Annotated in this window: 18 protein-coding genes, 1 tRNA gene and 1 pseudogene; 10 read left to right on the forward strand and 10 right to left on the reverse strand. The window is 43.1% G+C overall.

Annotation, left to right across the window (positions count from 1 at the left end):
* The first annotated feature begins 9 nt into the window (after positions 1 to 9).
* Positions 10 to 864 (forward strand): SPFH domain-containing protein, encoded by an 855-nt coding sequence (locus tag H0S56_RS10495; protein WP_004279377.1) that lies wholly within the window; start codon positions 10 to 12, stop codon positions 862 to 864.
* Positions 865 to 1077: 213 nt separating this feature from the next.
* On the forward strand, positions 1078 to 2568 hold the full coding sequence (gene putP / locus H0S56_RS10500; protein WP_195725017.1) for a sodium/proline symporter PutP: 1491 nt from the start codon (positions 1078 to 1080) through the stop codon (positions 2566 to 2568).
* Positions 2569 to 2620: 52 nt separating this feature from the next.
* Here the strand turns inward: putP and H0S56_RS10505 are convergent.
* The 3 genes and pseudogenes from H0S56_RS10505 to prpF form a co-directional block, all read right to left on the reverse strand.
* Positions 2621 to 3773: pseudogene (locus H0S56_RS10505) on the reverse strand (IS4-like element ISAbe18 family transposase).
* Between the two features lie 158 nt (positions 3774 to 3931).
* Entirely contained in the window at positions 3932 to 4837 is a 906-nt protein-coding gene (locus H0S56_RS10510; RefSeq protein ID WP_195725018.1) for a polyprenyl synthetase family protein, read from the reverse strand.
* A 222-nt stretch (positions 4838 to 5059) separates the two neighbouring features.
* Entirely contained in the window at positions 5060 to 6250 is a 1191-nt protein-coding gene (gene prpF / locus H0S56_RS10515) for a 2-methylaconitate cis-trans isomerase PrpF (RefSeq protein WP_195725019.1), read from the reverse strand.
* 332 nt (positions 6251 to 6582) lie between these two features.
* Between prpF and H0S56_RS10520 the strand changes: the two genes are divergently transcribed.
* The 4 genes from H0S56_RS10520 (at position 6583) to H0S56_RS10535 (ending at position 11407) form a co-directional block, all read left to right on the forward strand.
* On the forward strand, positions 6583 to 7938 hold the full coding sequence (locus H0S56_RS10520) for an amino acid permease (RefSeq protein WP_195725020.1): 1356 nt from the start codon (positions 6583 to 6585) through the stop codon (positions 7936 to 7938).
* A gap of 87 nt (positions 7939 to 8025) precedes the next feature.
* Positions 8026 to 8101 (forward strand) — tRNA-Arg (locus H0S56_RS10525).
* A 337-nt stretch (positions 8102 to 8438) separates the two neighbouring features.
* Positions 8439 to 9869, forward strand: coding sequence for an outer membrane protein transport protein (locus H0S56_RS10530; RefSeq protein ID WP_195725021.1), 1431 nt, complete (start codon positions 8439 to 8441; stop codon positions 9867 to 9869).
* A gap of 317 nt (positions 9870 to 10186) precedes the next feature.
* Entirely contained in the window at positions 10187 to 11407 is a 1221-nt protein-coding gene (locus H0S56_RS10535) for an OmpP1/FadL family transporter (protein ID WP_005104694.1), read from the forward strand.
* Between the two features lie 74 nt (positions 11408 to 11481).
* Here H0S56_RS10535 and thrH read toward each other — a convergent pair whose 3' ends face one another.
* Complete coding sequence (thrH, locus tag H0S56_RS10540) at positions 11482 to 12099, reverse strand: bifunctional phosphoserine phosphatase/homoserine phosphotransferase ThrH (RefSeq protein ID WP_195725022.1); 618 nt, start codon at positions 12097 to 12099, stop codon at positions 11482 to 11484.
* Between the two features lie 204 nt (positions 12100 to 12303).
* On the opposite strand from thrH, the gene H0S56_RS10545 reads away from it, so the two are divergent.
* The 3 genes from H0S56_RS10545 to H0S56_RS10555 all read left to right on the forward strand — a co-directional run bounded on the left by H0S56_RS10545 (position 12304) and on the right by H0S56_RS10555 (position 16221).
* On the forward strand, positions 12304 to 13038 hold the full coding sequence (locus H0S56_RS10545) for a phosphoadenylyl-sulfate reductase (RefSeq protein ID WP_195725023.1): 735 nt from the start codon (positions 12304 to 12306) through the stop codon (positions 13036 to 13038).
* 461 nt (positions 13039 to 13499) lie between these two features.
* Positions 13500 to 14882, forward strand: a complete 1383-nt coding sequence (locus H0S56_RS10550) for a WS/DGAT/MGAT family O-acyltransferase (protein ID WP_004646223.1) — start codon at positions 13500 to 13502, stop codon at positions 14880 to 14882.
* Positions 14883 to 15069: 187 nt separating this feature from the next.
* On the forward strand, positions 15070 to 16221 hold the full coding sequence (locus tag H0S56_RS10555; protein WP_195726033.1) for an IS4-like element ISAbe18 family transposase: 1152 nt from the start codon (positions 15070 to 15072) through the stop codon (positions 16219 to 16221).
* Between the two features lie 147 nt (positions 16222 to 16368).
* Here the strand turns inward: H0S56_RS10555 and H0S56_RS10560 are convergent, their stop codons facing one another.
* The 6 genes from H0S56_RS10560 to H0S56_RS10585 form a co-directional block, all read right to left on the reverse strand.
* The gene (locus H0S56_RS10560) at positions 16369 to 16542 is read right to left on the reverse strand and encodes a PA1571 family protein (protein WP_004646222.1); all 174 of its coding nucleotides are present in this window, start codon (positions 16540 to 16542) and stop codon (positions 16369 to 16371) included.
* Between the two features lie 132 nt (positions 16543 to 16674).
* Positions 16675 to 18129 carry a ribonuclease G gene (rng, locus tag H0S56_RS10565; RefSeq protein ID WP_004646221.1) on the reverse strand — a complete coding sequence of 485 codons (1455 nt, stop codon included), beginning with the start codon at positions 18127 to 18129 and terminating at the stop codon, positions 16675 to 16677.
* Between the two features lie 38 nt (positions 18130 to 18167).
* Positions 18168 to 18734, reverse strand: coding sequence for a Maf-like protein (locus H0S56_RS10570; RefSeq protein ID WP_195725024.1), 567 nt, complete (start codon positions 18732 to 18734; stop codon positions 18168 to 18170).
* A complete protein-coding gene (gene mreD, locus H0S56_RS10575) occupies positions 18722 to 19213 on the reverse strand; it encodes a rod shape-determining protein MreD (protein ID WP_004730376.1) in 492 nt (163 codons plus the stop codon). The genes H0S56_RS10570 and mreD overlap by 13 nt, the downstream gene beginning before the upstream one ends.
* Positions 19200 to 20057, reverse strand: a complete 858-nt coding sequence (mreC, locus tag H0S56_RS10580; RefSeq protein ID WP_004279362.1) for a rod shape-determining protein MreC — start codon at positions 20055 to 20057, stop codon at positions 19200 to 19202. The genes mreD and mreC overlap by 14 nt, the downstream gene beginning before the upstream one ends.
* A gap of 16 nt (positions 20058 to 20073) precedes the next feature.
* Complete coding sequence (locus H0S56_RS10585) at positions 20074 to 21120, reverse strand: rod shape-determining protein (RefSeq protein WP_004279360.1); 1047 nt, start codon at positions 21118 to 21120, stop codon at positions 20074 to 20076.
* A 132-nt stretch (positions 21121 to 21252) separates the two neighbouring features.
* Between H0S56_RS10585 and gatC the strand changes: the two genes are divergently transcribed.
* On the forward strand, positions 21253 to 21567 hold the full coding sequence (gene gatC, locus H0S56_RS10590; RefSeq protein ID WP_064095715.1) for an Asp-tRNA(Asn)/Glu-tRNA(Gln) amidotransferase subunit GatC: 315 nt from the start codon (positions 21253 to 21255) through the stop codon (positions 21565 to 21567).
* Positions 21568 to 21607 lie beyond the last annotated feature (40 nt).

The following is a 21607-nucleotide window of genomic DNA, read 5'->3' on the forward strand; positions in this document are numbered from 1 at the left end:
GAATAAGCTATGTCTGGTGGTTCTATCATTGTTATCGCGTTTCTGGCCTTTGTTGCGATTACCATTTTTAAAGGTGTGCGGATTGTGCCGCAAGGCTACAAATGGATCGTACAGCGTCTGGGTAAATACCACACCACCCTAAATCCGGGCCTGAATTTTGTCATTCCTTATGTCGATGAAGTCGCCTATAAAGTCACAACCAAAGATATCGTTCTGGATATTCCCTCACAGGAAGTGATTACCCGTGATAACGCGGTTCTGCTGATGAATGCAGTGGCCTATATCAACCTGACCACACCAGAAAAAGCAGTGTACGGGATTGAAAACTACTCATGGGCAATTCAGAACCTGGTACAGACTTCACTGCGTTCGATTGTCGGTGAAATGGATCTGGATGATGCGCTATCTTCACGTGACCATATCAAGGCACGCTTGAAATCCAGTATTTCCGATGATATCTCGGACTGGGGAATTACCCTAAAGACTGTGGAAATTCAGGATATTAAACCTTCAATTACCATGCAGACTGCGATGGAAGAACAGGCCGCTGCTGAACGCCAGCGTCGTGCAACCGTCACCAAAGCTGACGGTGAAAAACAGGCCGCAATTCTGGAAGCGGATGGCCGTCTGGAAGCCTCACGTCGTGATGCCGAAGCGCAAGTGGTTCTGGCTGAGTCTTCACAACGTGCAATTGACATGGTGACTTCTGCCATTGGTGATAATGAAATTCCGGTCGCCTATTTACTGGGTGAACAGTATATTAAAGCCATGCAGGATATGGCCAAGTCGCCAAATGCCAAGACCGTGGTCCTTCCAGCCGATGTGTTAAATACGATCCGCGGTGTCATGGGTCGCCCTAACTAATTTATCTTTTGACTTTATACATAGGCAGCCCGAGGGTTGCCTATTTTTATTCGCGCAAGAAAATCTCAGCAAAAAATGTGAATTTATGGTTAAATTTCGCGTTTATTTTTGAAATCTACTGGATTCGATGTTGCCTGGCTTTCGGATTAAAGCTTTTCGCATCTGTCTTATTCCTTGTTTCGATCTACTGTCCAACTTAAAAATGGATACCGTATGAGCTCCCTAAATCCAACCTTAATTACTTTTCTTTTCTATATTGTCGCGATGGTGGTGATTGGCCTGATGGCTTATCGCGCGACAAGCAACTTTTCCGATTACATCTTAGGGGGCCGACGTTTAGGGAGTTTCGTAACTGCACTTTCTGCAGGGGCTTCCGACATGAGTGGCTGGCTACTGATGGGCCTGCCCGGTGCGATTTATCTTTCAGGCCTGTCTGAAATGTGGATTGCCATTGGTCTGATTATTGGTGCCTGGCTGAACTGGCTACTGGTTGCTGGCCGTCTGCGGGTGCATACCGAAGTCCAGCACAATGCCCTGACCCTGCCGGATTATTTCTCGAATCGTTTTAATGACCAGAAGAAAATCCTGCGTATTGTTTCGGCTGTCGTGATTCTGATTTTCTTTGCGATTTACTGCGCTTCCGGCATGGTTGCAGGCGCTCGTCTGTTCGAAAGCATGTTTGATATGTCGTATAGCACTGCGCTCTGGATCAGTGCAATTGCCACCATCAGCTATGTGTTTATTGGTGGCTTCCTGGCTGTGAGCTGGACCGACACCATTCAGGCCGGGTTGATGATCTTTGCCCTGTTGCTAACGCCAATCGTGACGTTAATGGCCTTCTCGGATCTGTCGCAAGTGACTTTGGCACTTGAAGCTGCTCGCCCTCAAGCAATGAATATTCTGGGTGATCTCAGCCTTGTTGCGATTATTTCCCTGCTGGCCTGGGGTTTGGGCTATTTTGGCCAGCCGCATATTCTGGTGCGCTTTATGGCAGCAGATTCAGTCAAATCCATTCCAAATGCACGTCGTATTGGCATGACCTGGATGATTTTATGTCTGGGTGGTGCAGTTGCGGCCGGCTTCTTCGGGATTGCCTATTTCCAGCAGCATCCGGAACTGGCAAGCGTGGTGAATGCCAATCCTGAAACGGTATTTATGGAACTGACCAAAATCCTGTTTAATCCATGGATTGCCGGGGTGGTACTGGCTGCGATTCTGGCTGCGGTAATGAGTACTTTAAGCTGTCAGCTGCTGGTCTGCTCAAGTACCCTGACGGAAGATTTTTATAAATCTTTCCTGCGTAAAAATGCCTCGCAAAAAGAACTGGTCTGGGTCGGCCGCTTAATGGTGCTACTGATTGCCTTGCTGGCAATCTGGATGGCGGGTAATCCTGAATCTAAAGTTCTGGGGCTGGTGGCTTATGCCTGGGCAGGTTTTGGTGCCGCTTTTGGTCCATTGATTATCCTGTCTTTGTTCTGGAAACGCATGACCTTGAATGGTGCCTTGGCCGGTATGATCGTTGGCGCAGTCGTCGTTATTTTATGGAAGAACATTTTTGCCGACACAGGTCTGTATGAAATCGTTCCGGGCTTTATCTGCTCAATGTTTGCGATTGTCGTGGTGAGCCTGATGGGTAAAGCGCCGACAGCAGAAATTACCGACCGCTTTGAACAGGCTGAACGTCTATATAACGAAAGCAAATAATTCTGTATCAACTAAAAAGAGGACTTCAAGTCCATTGCTGTCCCACAATTTTTCACAAGAGGAAGCTCATTTGAGCTTCCTCTTGTTTTATGGGTATTTTATCGGGTGAAAATAAAGCTTTTAAAGTTCTTCTTTCAAACAAATTCACTTGAATTATTCTGAGTAAACGTTGAACTGTCCAACCTGTTTTCCCTAAATGTTGAGCGAAACTCACCAATAAATAGGCGATCATCGCAATCCAGATTTGTGTCTGAATTGCGTTCCTGCTGCGGCCTAGAAACGCTTTTAATTTGAGATTCTGCTTAATCGCCTTAAAGAACAGCTCAACTTTCCAACGATCTTTATAAATCGCCGCAATGGTGGAGGCGGCTAAATGAAAGTTATTGCTGAGAAAGCTAAAGTGCTTGCCACTTTGCTGATCTCTATATTCAATTCTTCTTAACACTGGGGCTTTTCTTTTTAGGGCATGTGCGCTATTCAGCTGAATGGTTTCATCTTTTAGAATACCTTTGGATTCAAGCACTGGATGTTGCCGGATCACCTGATACACAGATTTAGGCCTAAAACGTGGGACAAATCCAATGTTTTGAGCAGTCAGATTTGCATACCATTGGTAATCGACATAGCCTTTATCAAAAACTACAATGCTGCCAGCAGGAAACTGGAATTTGCGGCCTTGTACCATGTCATTTTCTTTGCCATTTTCAACTGCAACAAACTCAGGAATATCATTGCTGTGATTCAATCCTATGCTGAGTTTCATGCTGGCTTTTGAGTCATGAACTTTGGCCCATTCACATAAGGAAAGCGACAGGTCAATATGACTGGCATCCAAGGAATACAAGGGATTCTTAAAGCGAAATTTATGAGCTACTTTTGAGTGTTCATAGTATTTAAGCAACTTGTAAAATAGCTGTTGATACAAGGCAGCAGGCTGCTGCTCATTGATTCGTGCCAGCGTGCTTCGGGGAATAGACTTTGCTCCGAGATGACTTAGCTTTTCCTGTTGGCACTCCAAATTGGATTGAATATCTCTCAGACTTTGCCTACTAAGAGAATTGAGACATCAATATGGCAATAAACTGATCCCACCGGGAAGCCGCTCTAAATTTCTGTCCAACATGGTGTACTTTAGCAAGTTGTTCAAAATCCTGTCGCACAACAGGTTTAATTAGCTCATGAAATACGGTATTCTGATGTGACAAAACCTGAATCCTGGTCGTTAAAGTGTTTGTTTGCACTCATATTTTAACTGTTAGGACTCAGGTTTTTTTATTTAAAGCAAACTATGGGACAGCAGTGACTTCAAGTCCTCTTTTTTTATGCGGTTCCTTTAAAATTTTTTAGAAAAATAATTTTTCAATCAGCTTTTGCGCGTGAGCAGGAACTGGGTAATTTGCCTCAACTCTTCCGCCCCTTCAAAATGGTTCAAGGCATTGATCGCCTGATCATGTAATTGCTGGGCATAGGCCTTGGCCTGCTCCAAACCCATCAATGCCGGATAGGTCGATTTTTCTACCTGTTCATCCTTGCCGGCTGTTTTCCCCAACACTTCGGTATCGGAAATAATATCCAAAATATCATCCTGTACCTGAAAGGCCAGACCAATCGCCTGTCCAAACTCACGTAATTTAGGAATGGCCAGATCGGTACCCTCAAAAATAGTCACCGCCGCCATCATGATCGCGGCACTAATCAAAGCACCGGTTTTATTGCGATGAATATTTTCCAGTGCTTGCTGATCGATTTTTTTGCCTTCAGACTGCAAATCTAAAACTTGGCCATTCACCATTTTCGAAGAAGCGGTTGCCAGAATCTGCATCTGCTTCAGTACAATGGAAGCTTCCACCGCTGGCCCCTGATCAAACAGACGGCTACCCAAAATTTCAAAAGCCATCGATTGCAGGATATCACCTGCCAAAAGCGCGGTATCTTCTCCATAAGCCACATGACATGTCGGCTGGCCACGGCGCAGCAAATCATTGTCCATACACGGCAGATCATCATGGGCCAGTGAATAGCAGTGAATAAACTCGATTGCAACCGCTGCACGGCGCACTGCAGCACTATTCTGATTGGGTTTTAATGCAGCAGTGGCATAGCATAGCGCTGGACGTACTCGCTTGCCACCAAGCATCACAGCATGATGGACTGCCGACCTTAACGGTTCCGAAATGGCAAAGGCTTCCAGAGCGGTCAATAAATCCTGTTGAATGCGGTGTTGTGCTTGAGTGAGTGCATGGGTTGATACGTCAGTGATAGATGACACATTCGCCTCGAATACGTAGTCCAGAAGAATAAAATGACAAGCGAATAAATGCCTGTACGGTGATCAGGCATTGTACCTAGAAATGCCTTGAATTTTCAGCCATAAATCGAATTGTTCTACTGAAATTTGCTATTCAATATCAAATAAGCAAGTCAGAGATTTTAAACCATAAAAAACCACCGCAGAACCGGTGGTTTTACAGGCTAAATGTATGCACGGCATTTAAACGAGAACATCTTCTGGTACGCGCACCCAGCCTTCCATCAATACGCGGGCACTACGGCTCATAATCGCTTTCTTCACTTTCCACTCACCATTTTCAAAACTTGCTTGTGCACCCACTCTTAAAGTCCCGGAAGGATGACCGAAACGCACCGCTTCACGCTCTACCCCACCTGCGACCCGGTTCACCAATGTTCCGGGAATGGCAGCTGCCGTACCAATAGCCACTGCAGCCGTGCCCATCATGGCATGATGGAGTTTACCCATAGACAAGGCCCGAACCAGAATATCGGTATCTGATTCGGTGACGGTTTTGCCACTGGATGAAGTATAGTTACTCGGTGGTGCAACAAAGGCAATTTTTGGCGTGTGTTGTCGGGTTACGGCTTCTGCAATATCCTGAATCAATCCCATCTGTTTGGCTGCATAGGCACGAATCGTTTCGAACTTTGTCAGGGCGGCTACGTCATTATTGATATGATCCTGGAGTTCTGTGCCCTTATAGCCTAGATCTCTCGCATTCAAAAAGACGGTTGGAATGCCGGCATTAATCATGGTCACTTCGAAACTGCCAATATTGGGCACTTCCAAAGTATCGACCAGATTGCCTGTTGGAAACATCGAACCGCCTTCAGCATCGTCATCAGCTGGATCCAGAAACTCGATCTGCACTTCCGCCGCAGGAAAGGTTACGCCATCCAGTTCGAAATCACCCAGCTCCTGCACTTGACCATTTCGCATCGGCACATGTGCAATAATGGTTTTCTGAATATTGGTCTGCCAGATCCGTACCGTGCATAACCCATTTTCAAGAATACGTTCGGCATCGACCAGACCATTGGAAATGGCAAATGCTCCCACTGCCGCGGTCAGATTGCCGCAGTTACCGCTCCAGTCTACAAAAGGACGGTCAATTGACACCTGACCAAATAAATAATCGACATCATGATCAGCGTGCAGGCTTTTTGACAGAATGACCGTTTTACTGGTACTGGAACTGGCACCACCCATACCGTCGATCTGTTTCCCATATGGATCTGGGCTACCAATCACGCGTAGCAAAAGCTGGTCACGAATCCGGCCAGGCTGTTGTGCTTCTACAGGCAGGTCATCCAGCTTAAAGAAAACACCTTTACTGGTGCCTCCACGCATATAGGTTGCAGGAATCTTGATTTGGGCGGCAAAACTCATGAATTATTTCATCCTTTGACTTGTCTTTGTTTTCGTACAGGTTATTCAATATTTATATTCAAAGTATAGTATGTTGAAAGCAGAACTGCTTGGCTGCCAGACCTTAGTATAAAAAAACGGCATTTGTATTTTATCCAAGAAAATAGAGAACTCATCAGTAACAGTTTCAATAAAATTAATATATTGATTCATTTATATTTTATTTCAGTTATTTATATGAATATTTTTTATTATTCCTCCAACAATATTTCATTCTTAGGATGGACTAGGCTTCTTTAGTCTGATCAATTACAATCAGCCACTTATCATTTTCCATTGTCGGGCTGAACACTTTGAATAACGAGTCTTCACAACTTCAGCGTGGCTTAAAGAACCGTCATATTCAGTTGATCGCCATGGGCGGTGCAATTGGCACAGGCTTATTCTTAGGTTCCGCACAGGTGATCCAATCTGCGGGTCCTTCTATTATTTTAGGCTATGCCATTGGGGGCCTGATTGCATTTTTAATCATGCGTCAATTGGGTGAGATGATTGTTCATGAACCTGTCGCAGGTTCATTCAGCCATTTTGCTTATAAATACTGGGGAAAATTTCCCGGTTTCCTTGCGGGTTGGAACTACTGGATTTTGTATATCCTGGTAGCCATGACCGAACTTACCGCAGTTGCGAAATATATCAACTACTGGTGGCCGCATATTCCAGCCTGGGCATCGGTACTGTTTTTCTTTATCGTGATTACACTGGTCAACCTCGGCAATGTGAAATTCTACGGTGAATCAGAATTCTGGCTTTCCATCATTAAAGTGACTGCGGTCATCTCGATGATTGTCTTTGGCCTGTATCTGATCCTGACTGCTGATGCTTCTTCAGGCGCATCTTTTAGCAATCTTTGGACCGCGGGCGGTTTCTTCCCGAATGGTTTTGAAGGTCTGTTCTACATGCTGGCCTTCCTGATGTTTGCCTTCGGTGGTATTGAACTGATCGGTATGGCGGCTGCAGAAGCTGAAAATCCGGAAAAAACCATTCCGAAAGCCATTAATCAGGTGGTTTTCCGTATTCTGATTTTCTATGTCGGTGCTTTGACGATTCTGTTGTCACTCGTGCCTTGGAATCAGCTTGAGCTTGGTGGTCTGGACAAAAGTCCTTTCGTGATGATTTTCAGCCAGCTTGGCATTGACTGGGCAGCACACTTACTGAACTTTATTATCCTGACAGCAGCACTGTCTGTGTATAACAGTGGTATGTATGCCAACAGCCGTATGCTATATGGTCTGGCTCAACAAGGAAATGCACCTAAAGTCTTCATGAAAGTGAATAAGCAAGGGACACCGATTCCCGCTGTATTGTTCTCTGCTGCGCTGATTTTCGGTTGTGTACTACTTAACTACTTCGTGCCTGAAGATGCCTTAAGTCATCTGATTTACATCGTAGTCGGTGCATTGGTATTGAACTGGGCCATGATTACCCTGACCCATCTCAAATTTATTCAAAGCATGAAAAAGCTGGGACAGAAGACTTCCTTCCCTGCGCTGTGGTCTCCGGCGGGCAATATTCTAGTTCTTGGTTTTATTGTTACGATTCTTTACATCATGTGGACGCAAGGATTCCAGGAATCCATTTTGATGATCCCGCTTTGGATCGTGGTCATGTTCGGTCTGTTTAAGTTACTTAAGCCTAAAAATACTTAGACAACTCCTGTAGCTATGAGTCCTTAAAAGTTATTGCTTCGGCAATAACTTTTTTTGTATTTTTTACAGTACAATAGCCTTCTTTTCGCGCCCTTAGCTTAACTGGATAGAGCAGTTGCCTCCTAAGCGACCGACGTGGGTTCGAGTCCCGCAGGGCGCACCATCCTTTCAAAATGTGATCTATACTTCAAAAAATCAGCGTTAATCTTCATATTTTTAGAATATTTTTTATACAAAAAATCATTTTTTCTTCATTATTTTATTTCTATTACTTTCAAATACTTATTTCAAAATGAGGCTATTTTTTGGTGTAAAAACTCTATTTTGATGCTTTTTTAGACTAATTAGTTTTTTCTAGAGCATTTACTCTTATTTTAATTGTGCTATTTTTGTCACATGGAGTAACAAATGATTGCGGATAAATACCCGAAATCTCCAAGAATTTAATAAGTGCAAACAACAACGCTAGATATAAATTTGTACCTCAAGGAAAGACGTAAATGAAATTAAAAACATTAACTACTGCAATGATTCTTGCAACTGTACCAATGACGGGTGCTTTTGCAGCAGCTTTAGATCGTTCAGGCCAATCAATGGCGGCCTTCCTGCAACCAGGTAATTATTTTGAAGCAGGTATTTCTGTCCTAGACCCAGATGTATCTGGTAAAGAAGCTGGTACAAGTGAAACACGCCGTAATATTGATGATATGGCTGGTGATTACTATTTCCCAAGTGCAGCATTAAAGTTTCAACCTACTGAAAAATTCTCAGTTGGTATTTTATATGATCAACCATATGGTGCTGATGCTGAATACCAAGGCACTAATGTCTTTACTTCAAACCCAGGTACAGACACTATCTTATCAACTGGTGCAATAAACAATATTGTACGCGCTAGAGCAGTTGCAGCTCTTGAAGCCCTAGGAGCACCAGTAAATGAACAAACGCTAGCAGGTGCTGAAGCACAAGTTAGAAGTAGTCCAGCTTTTCAACAGTTAACTGGAGCACTTGCTGCAGGTAATAATTTCTTAGGCGAAGGCAATACTAAAGTTGAAGTAGATACTCAAAACCTATCTTTAGTTTTTGGTTACCAACCGACTGAAAACTGGAATATCTATGGTGGTGGTGTCTATCAAACCGTTAAAGGGAATCTAAGCTTACGCGGTCAAGCATATAGCCTTTTCAATGGTTATGATGCGACATTTAAAGAAACAAGTGGTACAGGCTGGTTAGCAGGTTTAGCCTTCCAAATCCCAGATATTGCTTTAAAAGCTTCTGTAACTTATCGTTCAGAAATTGACCATGATATTTCAGCTTCTGAAGACTTATCACTTTTAAACTTCCCTTTACTAACAACTGTATTAGGTGGTCTAGGTGTTTCTCCTGCTCAGCTTGCTACTCTAGATGATTCTGGAAAAACCAAAATTACTACACCTCAATCTGTAAACTTGGATTTCCAAACAGGTGTAATGGCAAATACTGTAGCTTTCGCTAATGTACGCTGGGTAGACTGGTCAAACTTTTCTATTCGTCCTTACCAATTTGGCAATGTAAGTGAAGCTGTAGGCCCTCTAATAGGTCGTCCAGATGGCTTTAATCTGGTTGAATATGAAGATGACCAAATTTCAGCAACTGTAGGTGTGGGTCGTAAATTTAATGATCTATGGGCTGGTAACGTATCTGTAGGTTGGGACTCTGGTGCAGGCAACCCTGTATCTACACTTGGTCCAACTGAAGGTTATTGGAATGTAGGCTTAGGTCTTCAGTACAGTCCAACACCAGCTACTTTCATCGCGGGTGGTGTTAAATACTTCATGTTAGGTGATGCAAAAGCACAAACAGGCGCGCAAGCTGGTAGTTCTGAATACGTCGCTGAATTTGAAGACAATAAAGCATGGGCATATGGCTTAAAAATGGGTTACCGTTTCTAAGATATCCTTAATAAAAAAACCACCTTCGGGTGGTTTTTTTAACTTTTTTACTCTATTTTTATTCACTTGCATATCATTCGATTATTTTAGCACCAATTAAAATTAACAGAACTTCAATCCTTTCACATTATTTAAAGTTAATTTAATCTGATATTTTTCATATATTTATACCAACAAAATTAGTATAAAAACTCTAATCAAGCCCTTTCCTTAACCGCCTTAGTTCATTTCTTCGACAAAGCTGAGCATTTACTCTTTTTAAATTTATGTTACTTTTCCATCACATTTTTGTTACAGATGGCATCAGGGAACGTACCATGAAGCTTAATAAAATTTATTCTGCTATTTTACTTAGCACTTTACCTCTTTCTGCAGTTCAAGCAGCTGGCTTAGACCGTTCTGGTCAATCTATTTCTGCTTTTTTACAGCCGGGTAACTATGCGGAAGCAGGTATTTCTGTTTTAGATCCAGAAGTTCAAGGTAAAGACAATGCCGGCAATAAAGTCAGCGATATGGCTGAAGATTACTACTTCCCTACTGCTGCTATAAAAATTCAGGCAACTGATAAAATATCTCTGGGTTTACTTTATGACCAGCCATTTGGAGCTGACTCTCAATATGCGCCTGAATCTAATGCTTTTGCTACAGTAAATACCAATACTGGTGTATTGGAAGGCACTTCTGTTGAAGTAAAAACCAATAGCATTACAGCACTTATAGGGTATCAGCCAAATGAGAACTGGAATGTTTATGCCGGACCTGTCTATCAAAGCGTAAAGGCGAAAGTCTCCCTACGTGGTACAGCTTATAGAGGCCCGCAAGTTCTTGGCGGTTATGATATTGACCTTAAAGAAAGTGAAGCTTACGGTTGGTTAGCTGGTTTTGCATATTCTATTCCTGAAATTGCTTTAAAAGCTGCTGTGACTTATCGCTCTGAAATTAAACATGAATTAGATACCACAGAAACCTTCGGTTTTGGTACAGATGGGGCTTTATATATTCCTGGATTAACTGGCACATTATTAGGTAAACCAGTAATTCCAACTTACCATAAAGCGGAAATTACTACACCACAATCAGTCAACATTGACTTACAGTCAGGCATTGCAAAAAATACCTTAGCCTTTGCTAATATTCGCTGGGTACATTGGGATCAGTTTGCAGTAAAACCTGCTTATTTATCTCAGCTAACTGGCGCACTCACCGGAAAACAGCAGAATCTTGTCGATTATTCAGATGATCAATGGTCTGCAAATGTGGGTTTAGGTCATAAATTTAACGTTAAATGGTCAGGCTCTGCTGCTGTAGGTTATGACTCTGGTGCAGGAAACCCGGTAACCACCTTGGGTCCAACTGAAGGTTATTGGAGTGTCGGTCTAGGCGGCCAATACAGCCCTGCAGAAAACTATTTTATCCAGGCTGGGGTTAAATACTTCTGGCTAGGAGATGCACAAGCACAAACAGGTGGTGAAGTAAAAGGTAGCTTTGAAGACAACCATGCAATCGGCTATGGTATGAAAATCGGTTACCGTTTCTAATTGCGTTAAAAAATTAGTATTCAACAAGAAAGGGCGCTATAAGCGCCCTTTCTTTTATTACATACACTTAAATATTAAGCTGGAATATCACGTACTGAAGCATTACGAATCGCTTCTTTTAACGCATCATAACCACGAATTGGCGGGAATTGCGGGAATTCAGCAATCACATTTTCAGGCGCATCAAATAGGAAACCATGATCTGCTTCACCTAGCATCGTGGTATCATTATAAGAATCTCCTGCTGCAATCACACGGAAGTTCAAGCCATGTAATGCTTTTACGGCTTGACGTTTTTGATCTGGCTGGCGAAGTTTATAAGCCGAGATCATGCCAGCTTCATCCGTTTCCAATTTATGACAGAAAATAGTTGGCCAATCCAGCTGCTTCATTAGTGGATGCGCAAATTCATAGAAAGTATCTGAAAGAATAATCAATTGAAAATGCGTACTCACCCATTTCACAAATTCTTTTGCTCCCGGGAACGGCCCCATTTCTGCAATCACTTCCTGAATATCGTTCAAGCCTAAACCGTGCTGTTTTAAAATATTCAGACGTTGGGTCATCAATACATCATAGTCAGGAATGTCACGAGTCGTCACTTCAAGCTCTTTAATACCGGTTTTTTTGGCAAAGTTAATCCAGATTTCTGGAACCAATACACCTTCTAAATCTAGACATACGACTTCCATGAACATTCCCTCTAAGTTGTATTGAAAAAATTTTGTACTATCATAGCTGAAGCAACAGATTTTGTACTGTACTTTTTTAAATCTATTTTTTTCATAAGTATTTATTTTTTAGTGATAAGTCAACTAAATCAATTCTATTAAAATAGATGTGAAATTAATTAATATAGGCCACGTCCTTTCCAAGCCTATATCGCCAGGACTCTCATGACCATCATTCCTACTATTGATCGTATTGATGCTCTTGCATCTGAATATGCAGATAAATCGCCCAATGAAATTTTGGCACTTGCACTGGGCCAGCAAGGTGAAATTGCGATTTCATTTTCTGGTGCTGAAGATGTTGTATTGATTGATATGGCATCGCATCTCGGTAAACCGTTCCGGGTATTCAGTCTGGATACTGGCCGCCTACATGCTGAAACGTATCAGTTTATTGAACGGGTGCGTAAGCATTATAATATCGAGATTGAAATCTGCTTCCCTGAAACGGATGCAGTACAAAATTTAGTGACCGCTAAAGGTTTATTCAGTTTCTTTGAAGATGGCCATCAGGAATGTTGCGGTATACGCAAGGTTCAACCGCTACGTAAAAAACTGGCCACGCTGGACGGCTGGATTACCGGTCAGCGCAAAGACCAAAGTCCGGGTACACGCAATGAAATTCCAGTGGTTCAGGCCGATTCAGGTTTCTCCGGTCCGGGAAAACAGTTGATCAAGTACAATCCTCTTGCCAACTGGTCCAGTGCGGATGTCTGGAGTTATATCCGTATGATGGAAGTCCCTTACAATGCCCTACATGAGAAAGGTTTTGTTTCTATCGGCTGTGAGCCCTGCACTCGCCCTGTGCTGCCAAATCAGCATGAACGCGAAGGTCGCTGGTGGTGGGAAGAAGCTACCCATAAAGAATGTGGCTTACATGCTGGCAATCTAAAAAAATAAAGTTAAGTTTTATCGTTCCTATTGATTAAAAGACTATTTTTAATAAAGATAGTCTTTTTAATTGATAATTTTACATTTAGTGACAAGATATAAATTACCTTTTATCGGGATAATATTATTTTAATTAAAGAATTTATAAAATTTTAGCTCATTGATTTATTTGCATAAAATGTGAAATTGATCACAATGCTATTCTTTTAATAACACATAATTATTAAGTTACATTCCACTTCGCCTAGTAAATACTATTTTTAGAAAACTATTTTAAAACTAAAATTTTCACATTTCATAAACTTAGGAAGATATTTTGTTCTTGTCAATAGCCACTTTTTCACAGTTGAGGCAAGATAAAGCAGTTCATTTATATGCTAAAAAAGATATACTTTAAAAACTAAAGTAATAATTCTAACAAGGCCTTTTAGCAAAAAAGCCATAGAGAATGCAGTGAGGCAATCCACGCTATGCGTCCATTACATCCAATTGATTTTATTTTCTTAACTTTAGAGAAACGGCAGCAGCCTATGCATGTAGGTGGACTATTTTTATTCCAAATTCCCGACAATGCGCCAGCTTCCTTTATTCAGGATCTAGTCACGGATATCCAAAATTCGAAATGCTCTCCAATCCCACCTTTTAACAATTATTTAAACGGCCTGTTTTGGGATGAAGACCAAGAATTTGATTTAGATCATCATTTTCGTCATATCGCCCTGCCAAAACCGGGCCGTATCCGTGAATTGCTGACCTATATTTCTCAAGAACATAGTGCCCTGATTGATCGTGCCAAACCTTTATGGACCTGTCATATTATTGAAGGTATTGAAGGTAACCGTTTTGCCATGTATTTCAAAATTCACCATGCCATGGTAGATGGGATTGCCGGCATGCGTCTGGTAGAAAAATCACTTTCATTTGACCCCCATGCCAAGAGTATTGTACCGCCGTGGTGTGTAGAAGGGCCACGTGCTAAACGCCTGAAAGCACCTAAAGTGAACAGGTTTAAAAATGTCCTGCAGACCATTAAGGGGCAACTGGAATGTGCGCCACGAGTTGCTTATGAACTGTCGCAAACCGTCATGAAAGATATGGGACGCAATCCGGATTATGTATCCAGCTTTCAGGCGCCAAGCAGTATTCTGAATCAACGCGTCAGTGCTTCACGTCGCTTTGCAGCCCAGTCTTTCGAATTTTCACGTTTACGTCATATTTCTAAGGCATTGGGCGTGACCATTAATGATATCGTCCTGGCCATTTGTTCAGGTGCATTACGTGAATATTTATTATCGCAAAATGCCTTACCGAAAAAACCGTTAATTGCTATGGTTCCAGCTTCTGTTCGCAGTGACGATTCAGATATATCCAACCGTATTACCATGATTCTGGCCAATCTGGGTACGCATAAAGAAGATCCGCTGGAACGTCTCAAGATCGTACGTCGCAGTGTGCTGAGTGCCAAAGAACGCTTCAAACGTATGAATGCCAACCAGATTTTGAACTATAGTGCCTTTGTCTACGGTGCAGCAGGTCTGAATATTGCCTCCGGTTTAATGCCGACACGTCAGGCGTTTAACGTGATTATTTCCAATGTACCTGGACCACAAGAGCCCCTTTACTGGAATGGTGCACGTCTTGAAGCACTTTATCCGGCTTCTATCGTACTGGATGGTCAGGCTCTAAATATCACCATGACCAGCTATCTAGACAAACTGGAAGTCGGCTTGACCGCATGTCGTAATGCCCTGCCGAAAATGCAGAACTTGCTAACACATCTGGAAGAAGAAATTCAACGTTTTGAACTTATTGTAGATGGCGAACCTGTCCCAAAGTTACGAGCGGTAAGCTAACCGCGGATGAATAAATAAGATAGATGGACTGCCAAAGATGCTGATCATTTTTGCCAGTCTTTGAGCACAGAATAAAGGGACCGATCTGGTCACTGCTGTCCCATAGTTTGCTTTAAATAAAAAAACCTGAGTCCTAACAGTTAAAATATGAGTGCAAACAAACACTTTAACGACCAGGATTCAGGTTTTGTCACATCAGAATACCGTATTTCATGAGCTAATTAAACCTGTTGTGCGACAGGATTTTGAACAACTTGCTAAAGTACACCATGTTGGACAGAAATTTAGAGCGGCTTCCCGGTGGGATCAGTTTATTGCCATATTGATGTCTCAATTCTCTTGTAGGCAAAGTCTGAGAGATATTCAATCCAATTTGGAGTGCCAACAGGAAAAGCTAAGTCATCTCGGAGCAAAGTCTATTCCCCGAAGCACGCTGGCACGAATCAATGAGCAGCAGCCTGCTGCCTTGTATCAACAGCTATTTTACAAGTTGCTTAAATACTATGAACACTCAAAAGTAGCTCATAAATTTCGCTTTAAGAATCCCTTGTATTCCTTGGATGCCAGTCATATTGACCTGTCGCTTTCCTTATGTGAATGGGCCAAAGTTCACGACTCAAAAGCCAGCATGAAACTCAGCATAGGATTGAATCACAGCAATGATATTCCTGAGTTTGTTGCAGTTGAAAATGGCAAAGAAAATGACATGGTACAAGGCCGCAAATTCCAGTTTCCTGCTGGCAGCATTGTAGTTTTTGATAAAGGCTATGTCGATTACCAATGGTATGCAAATCTGACTGCTCAAAACATTGGATTTGTCCCACGTTTTAGGCCTAAATCTGTGTATCAGGTGATCCGGCAACATCCAGTGCTTGAATCCAAAGGTATTCTAAAAGATGAAACCATTCAGCTGAATAGCGCACATGCCCTAAAAAGAAAAGCCCCAGTGTTAAGAAGAATTGAATATAGAGATCAGCAAAGTGGCAAGCACTTTAGCTTTCTCAGCAATAACTTTCATTTAGCCGCCTCCACCATTGCGGCGATTTATAAAGATCGTTGGAAAGTTGAGCTGTTCTTTAAGGCGATTAAGCAGAATCTCAAATTAAAAGCGTTTCTAGGCCGCAGCAGGAACGCAATTCAGACACAAATCTGGATTGCGATGATCGCCTATTTATTGGTGAGTTTCGCTCAACATTTAGGGAAAACAGGTTGGACAGTTCAACGTTTACTCAGAATAATTCAAGTGAATTTGTTTGAAAGAAGAACTTTAAAAGCTTTATTTTCACCCGATAAAATACCCATAAAACAAGAGGAAGCTCAAATGAGCTTCCTCTTGTGAAAAATTGTGGGACAGCAATGCCGATCTGGTCCCTTTTCTTTATTTTTGGAAATCTTTTTAAATTATTTTAGAATTTTTGGAAGACTTCTCGATTTAAACGTCTATCCAAATCATTTTTGATAAGTTAGAAACAATGCACAAATGCAATCAGCTTTTAATGGTACGGCACTGTTGTAATAATTGATGGCAGACGTTACGGATCATGCTCGCGGTAATCTGAACTTCATTACCGCGCTCATCGACGATATATCCCGCATGTACAGTCTTTGGTTCTAATACGTGTTTTAGGCCTTTATGGATCACTGCTTTACTCATACTCATCACACACTCCTTTTGCTAAGCCTGAAACTGGGAGAAACGGCTTTGGCTAATTCATGCATCTAGTATTGTAAATAAAGGCCCGATTGTAAAATTTCAGATGTAACAAGTGTTTAACGATATTCTGTTACAATTTCAGCTGAGAATGATATCGTATTGCTCTTGCGTATACAGATTTTCCACCTGAAACTTAATCACGCGATTAATGAAATGTTCTAGATCAGCGACTGCAGGCGCTTCTGCTGTTAATAGACGATCAATAACAGCCGGATGCGCAACGACAGTAAAGCCACTCTGTGACTCATAAGCACGAGCATAACGCAGAATCTCCCTGAATATTTCGTAACATACTGACTCGGCTGTTTTGACATAACCGCGTCCTTGACAGGTCGGACAAGACTCGCACAGCAGATGTTCCAGCGACTCACGGGTGCGTTTCCGGGTCATTTCCACCAAGCCCAGTTCTGATACCTGAGTAATCTTGGTCTTGGCGTGGTCACGTTCTAACATGCGCTCAAACTGTTTCATCACTTCTTCACGATGCTGCGCTTCCTGCATATCAATGAAGTCGATGATGATAATGCCGCCGAGATTACGCAGCCGTAACTGACGCGCGATAACATCCGTCGCTTCCATATTGGTTTTAAAAACCGTATCTTCCAGCGAACGTCCACCAACATAAGAACCGGTATTGACATCAATTGTGGCCATGGCTTCCGTCTGGTCAATCATCAGATAACCGCCAGACTTCAATGCGACTCGAGTTTGCAATGCCTTTTGCAGGTCTTCTTCGACATTATACAAGTCAAAAATTGGCCGCTCGCCCGGATAATGCAGCAAACGGTCTTTCATGTTCGGAACAAATTCTTCGACAAATTCCTGCAACTTGGCATGAATTTCACGTGAATCTACGTAAATTTTGGCAGTTTCTTCATTGGCCAGATCACGAATCACCCGCTGCGGTAAAGGCAATTCTTCAAAGATCAAGGACGGCACTGCAATAATCTTTTGCTTGCGCTGGATGTATTCCCAAAGCTTGGCCAGATAAGCCATATCCTGTGCGATGGCTTCTTCTTCAATGCCTTCTGCCGCAGTACGAACAATCACTGAACCCGGCAGCTTATGTTCTGCCTGAATCCGCTCAATGATGGAACGCAAGCGATTCCGCTCTTCCTCGGATTCAATCCGTTGCGATACACCAATATGATTGCCATATGGCATCAACACTAAATAACGCGAAGGAATAGAGAGATCGGTAGATAGCCGCGCACCCTTGGTGCCGAGCATATCCTTCATCACCTGAACCGTGAGGACTTGTCCCGGTTGAAGCAGCTCAAAAACATTAGGCGTGGGTTGATTGCGTGGCCAGACCATATCATTGATATGTAAAAACGCAGTGCGAGAGAGTCCGATATCTACGAAAGCAGCCTGCATGCCAGGTAAGACCCGCACCACTTTTCCTTTATAGACATTCCCTACCAGGCCACGCTTGGCCGTACGCTCGACAAACAGTTCATTGACCGTGCCGTTTTCAATTAACGCGACCCGACATTCCATCGGCGTGACGTTAATCAACAACTCGTCAGACATAACTACACTCAAAACATTATAAGAATTCTTTTCAGCAGTTAATTTAGTGCCTTAACCGTCTGTAATAACTGTACTGTCTCATATAAAGGCAAGCCAACCACATTGGAATAACTGCCCTGTATTTTTGGAATATAACGTGCTGCAATTCCTTGAATTGCATAAGCCCCTGCTTTACCCAGTGGCTCACCTGTCGCCCAGTAACTTTCCATATCTGCAGCGCTCAGGATTTGAAATTCGACCTGTGTGCGTACCACTACACTGTATTTTTCATGCTTTGTACGAACACAGACACCGCTATATACATCATGCCACCGACCGGAGATTTTTGTCCACATTTCAATCGCATGTTGTTTGGATTCAGGTTTGCCCAAAATCTCCTGATCCACCCCCAAACTGGTGTCCGCAGCAATAATAATTGCATCAGGATAAAGCTCTGCCACGGCATCGGCTTTGGCACGTGCCAGACGTTCAACATAGGCTGCGACCGACTCGCCTGCTTGTACAGATTCGTCGATCTCGGGACTGTAAATATCGAAGCTCAGCCCGAGTTGTTGCAATAACTCGCGACGCCGGGGTGAGCTCGAAGCTAGAATTATATGCGCCATTTTTTGAGCATATAATAAATAGCAGGCCAAACCAGAATACTGGTCAGCATCGGAATCCAGTGCCGTGCATAAGAAAATTGCACGCCAGCTATAATCTGGGTAAAAAAGATCATCAGCAGATATGCGACAATCGCCAGCCCCATAATCACCCAGAGATTATTAAAGGTCAGGATACGGCGTTCACGGGTCAGAAAGCGGGCTAAGAAGGCAATAATGATAAAGCTCAGCGCATTCAGACCTAAAGGTGCATCCAGCAGCAGATCAATAAAAATACCGGTACCAAAGGCAAACCAGATCCCGCACCAGGTCGGCTGACACAACACCCAGAAGAGCATGATCATCAGCATAAACAGCGGACGCCAGCCCGAGAGATTATAAGAAAGTGGATAGACCATTAAAATGGAAGCCACAATCACCGAAATGACAATGGCCATTAAAGGGTCACGATGCTTTCTGGATTTCATCTTAGCGATTGACATGCGGTTGCTCCATCGCTAATGAATCGGAAAATAACACCACCACATGATGTCCACCGGCGAGTTGAGCCGCAGGCGTCACATCAATCTGGGCAAATTCACCAGAATTATGTCGTTGTACTTTAGACACCTGCCCTACCAGATAACCTGCCGGGAAATGTTGTCCCAAACCCGAACTATAGACTTTTTCACCGACCTTGATATTGGCGCTGGTCGGTACATATTCCATTTTTAAACGTCCCAGATCACCCGTACCCGAGACAATGGCACGCATACCGGTATGTTCCAGACGTACTGACAGTGAATGTTCTTTATCAGACAACAGCATGACCCGGCTACTATGCGGATAGACATTGATAATCTGTCCCATGATACCCTTGTCATCCAGTACCGTTTGCCCGACTTTCAGCTCATTATTCGAACCCCGGTTGATCACAATAATATGTCGTAATGGATCGGCATCGGTACCAATCACTTCGGCAATTTCAATACGTCCATCAATGATCAGCGGCGTGTCCAATAGGCCACGCAAACGGGTATTTTCAGCAGAAAGTTCAGAGATTTTTTGTAAGCGTACCTGTGCCTGTAACAGCTCGGCTTGCATCGCGGTATTTTCCCGACGCAATTGAGCTTCAGACTTGGTTTGTTGATTCAACCACTCTCGCGACAATACCGGATAGCTAGCCACCGCATAAATAGGATTATAAGCAGCGTACAGGACATCCCTTGCAGGTTGAACAACATGCGGCATGCGCCAATCAAAGAAAAGCACCACCAGGCATGTTACCAATGCAATGATAAAAGAGCGAAAAGATGGCGGTTGTCGAGAAAACAGATGTGCTTGCACCCGCCGAATCCTTTTCTTAGCCTACGAATAACATGTCATGATTTGGGTTGTCGAAAAATTCGAGTACCTTGCCGCCACCACGAGTCACACATGATAGTGGATCTTCTGCCACTACCACTGGCAGGCCAGTTTCTTTGGCAAGCAGCTTGTCCAGGTTACGTAGCAATGCACCACCACCGGTTAACACGATACCACGTTCAGCGATGTCTGAAGAAAGCTCAGGAGGGGTATGTTCTAAAGCAGATTTCACAGCAGACACGATGTTTTGCAATGGATCAGAAATCGCTTGGGTCACTTCGTCTGAATTGACCACAATCGCACGAGGCACACCTTCTGCGAGGTTACGGCCACGAACTTCAATTTCAAGCGGTTTAGCACCTTCATCAGGCAAAGCCATACCGACTTCTTTTTTGATCACTTCAGCCGTAGTTTCACCGATCACACAGCCATGCGCTTTACGCACGTAGTTAATGATCTGTTCATCAAAGACATCACCGCCGATACGTAAAGAATCGGCATAAACACAACCTTGTAGGGAAATGATTGCAATTTCAGTCGTACCACCACCAACATCGACGACCATCGAACCACAGGCCTGCTCAACTGGCATCCCTGCACCAATCGCTGCTGCCATTGGCTCTTCGATTAAACGCACATCACGTGCGCCCGCATTAAACACGGCTTCACGAATGGCACGGCGCTCAACCAGAGTCGATTTACATGGCACGCAAACTACCACACGCGGTGCCGGAGTGAATAAACGGTTTTCATGTACTTTGCGAATAAACTGATTCAGCATGGTCTCAGTGACTTCAAAATCCGCAATCACCCCGTCTTTCATAGGACGGATCGCCGAGATATTGGCTGGGGTACGACCTAGCATTTGCTTCGCTTCAAGACCGACTGCCGCAACAATTTTATGTGAACCACTATGACGGATGGCTACAACCGTTGGTTCATTTAATATAATGCCTCGTCCTGGCGCATAAATAAGTGTATTTGCTGTACCTAAATCAATGGCAAGATCGGGCGAAAACAAGCCTATTAGTCGTTTTAGAATCACGGGGACGTTCTCAGTTAAACTTTATATGGACGCAAGGTGGCCACTTTAACTAAATGTGATGATTTGGACAAGTCAATCGCTTATCATAACGCATGATAATTTGAATTTTTTTAATACTGATTAGGTAATATTATGTCTACATCGGATGCACAGCATTCTGCAGATTTAAGTGCAGAAACAGTTTCAGCTATTGCCAACCTTGCAAGGTTATCTCTCAATGATACGCAATCTGCTGAATATGCTCAAAGTTTAAATAAAATTTTAGGCATGATGGAAACCCTGAAAGGCATCAATACCGATGGTGTTGAACCCCTGAAAAGTCCTTTCGACCACCCTCAGCCGCTACGTGATGATGTGGTTACTGAAACCAATCATCGTGAGCAATACCAGGCAGTTGCACCAGCTGTTCAGGATGGCTTGTACCTCGTACCGCGCGTGATTGAGTAATTACTACCCAGTTCATTCTTTTTATTAAATTAAACGTAAA

Origin of the sequence: Acinetobacter lwoffii (assembly GCF_015602705.1) — a bacterium.
GTDB classification, from domain to species: domain Bacteria; phylum Pseudomonadota; class Gammaproteobacteria; order Pseudomonadales; family Moraxellaceae; genus Acinetobacter; species Acinetobacter lwoffii_E.

What these genes read in the sequence shown, in the direction of transcription:
- H0S56_RS10495 (WP_004279377.1), top strand. Translation starts at nt 10, where the DNA reads ATGTCTGGTGGTTCTATCATTGTTATCGCGTTTCTGGCCTTTGTTGCG.
- putP (WP_195725017.1), top strand. Translation starts at nt 1,078, where the DNA reads ATGAGCTCCCTAAATCCAACCTTAATTACTTTTCTTTTCTATATTGTC.
- prpF (WP_195725019.1), bottom strand. Translation starts at nt 6,250, where the DNA reads ATGAGTTTTGCCGCCCAAATCAAGATTCCTGCAACCTATATGCGTGGA.
- H0S56_RS10530 (WP_195725021.1), top strand. Translation starts at nt 8,439, where the DNA reads ATGAAATTAAAAACATTAACTACTGCAATGATTCTTGCAACTGTACCA.
- H0S56_RS10535 (WP_005104694.1), top strand. Translation starts at nt 10,187, where the DNA reads ATGAAGCTTAATAAAATTTATTCTGCTATTTTACTTAGCACTTTACCT.
- thrH (WP_195725022.1), bottom strand. Translation starts at nt 12,099, where the DNA reads ATGGAAGTCGTATGTCTAGATTTAGAAGGTGTATTGGTTCCAGAAATC.
- H0S56_RS10545 (WP_195725023.1), top strand. Translation starts at nt 12,304, where the DNA reads ATGACCATCATTCCTACTATTGATCGTATTGATGCTCTTGCATCTGAA.
- H0S56_RS10550 (WP_004646223.1), top strand. Translation starts at nt 13,500, where the DNA reads ATGCGTCCATTACATCCAATTGATTTTATTTTCTTAACTTTAGAGAAA.
- H0S56_RS10560 (WP_004646222.1), bottom strand. Translation starts at nt 16,542, where the DNA reads ATGAGTATGAGTAAAGCAGTGATCCATAAAGGCCTAAAACACGTATTA.
- rng (WP_004646221.1), bottom strand. Translation starts at nt 18,129, where the DNA reads ATGTCTGACGAGTTGTTGATTAACGTCACGCCGATGGAATGTCGGGTC.
- H0S56_RS10570 (WP_195725024.1), bottom strand. Translation starts at nt 18,734, where the DNA reads ATGGCGCATATAATTCTAGCTTCGAGCTCACCCCGGCGTCGCGAGTTA.
- mreD (WP_004730376.1), bottom strand. Translation starts at nt 19,213, where the DNA reads ATGTCAATCGCTAAGATGAAATCCAGAAAGCATCGTGACCCTTTAATG.
- gatC (WP_064095715.1), top strand. Translation starts at nt 21,253, where the DNA reads ATGTCTACATCGGATGCACAGCATTCTGCAGATTTAAGTGCAGAAACA.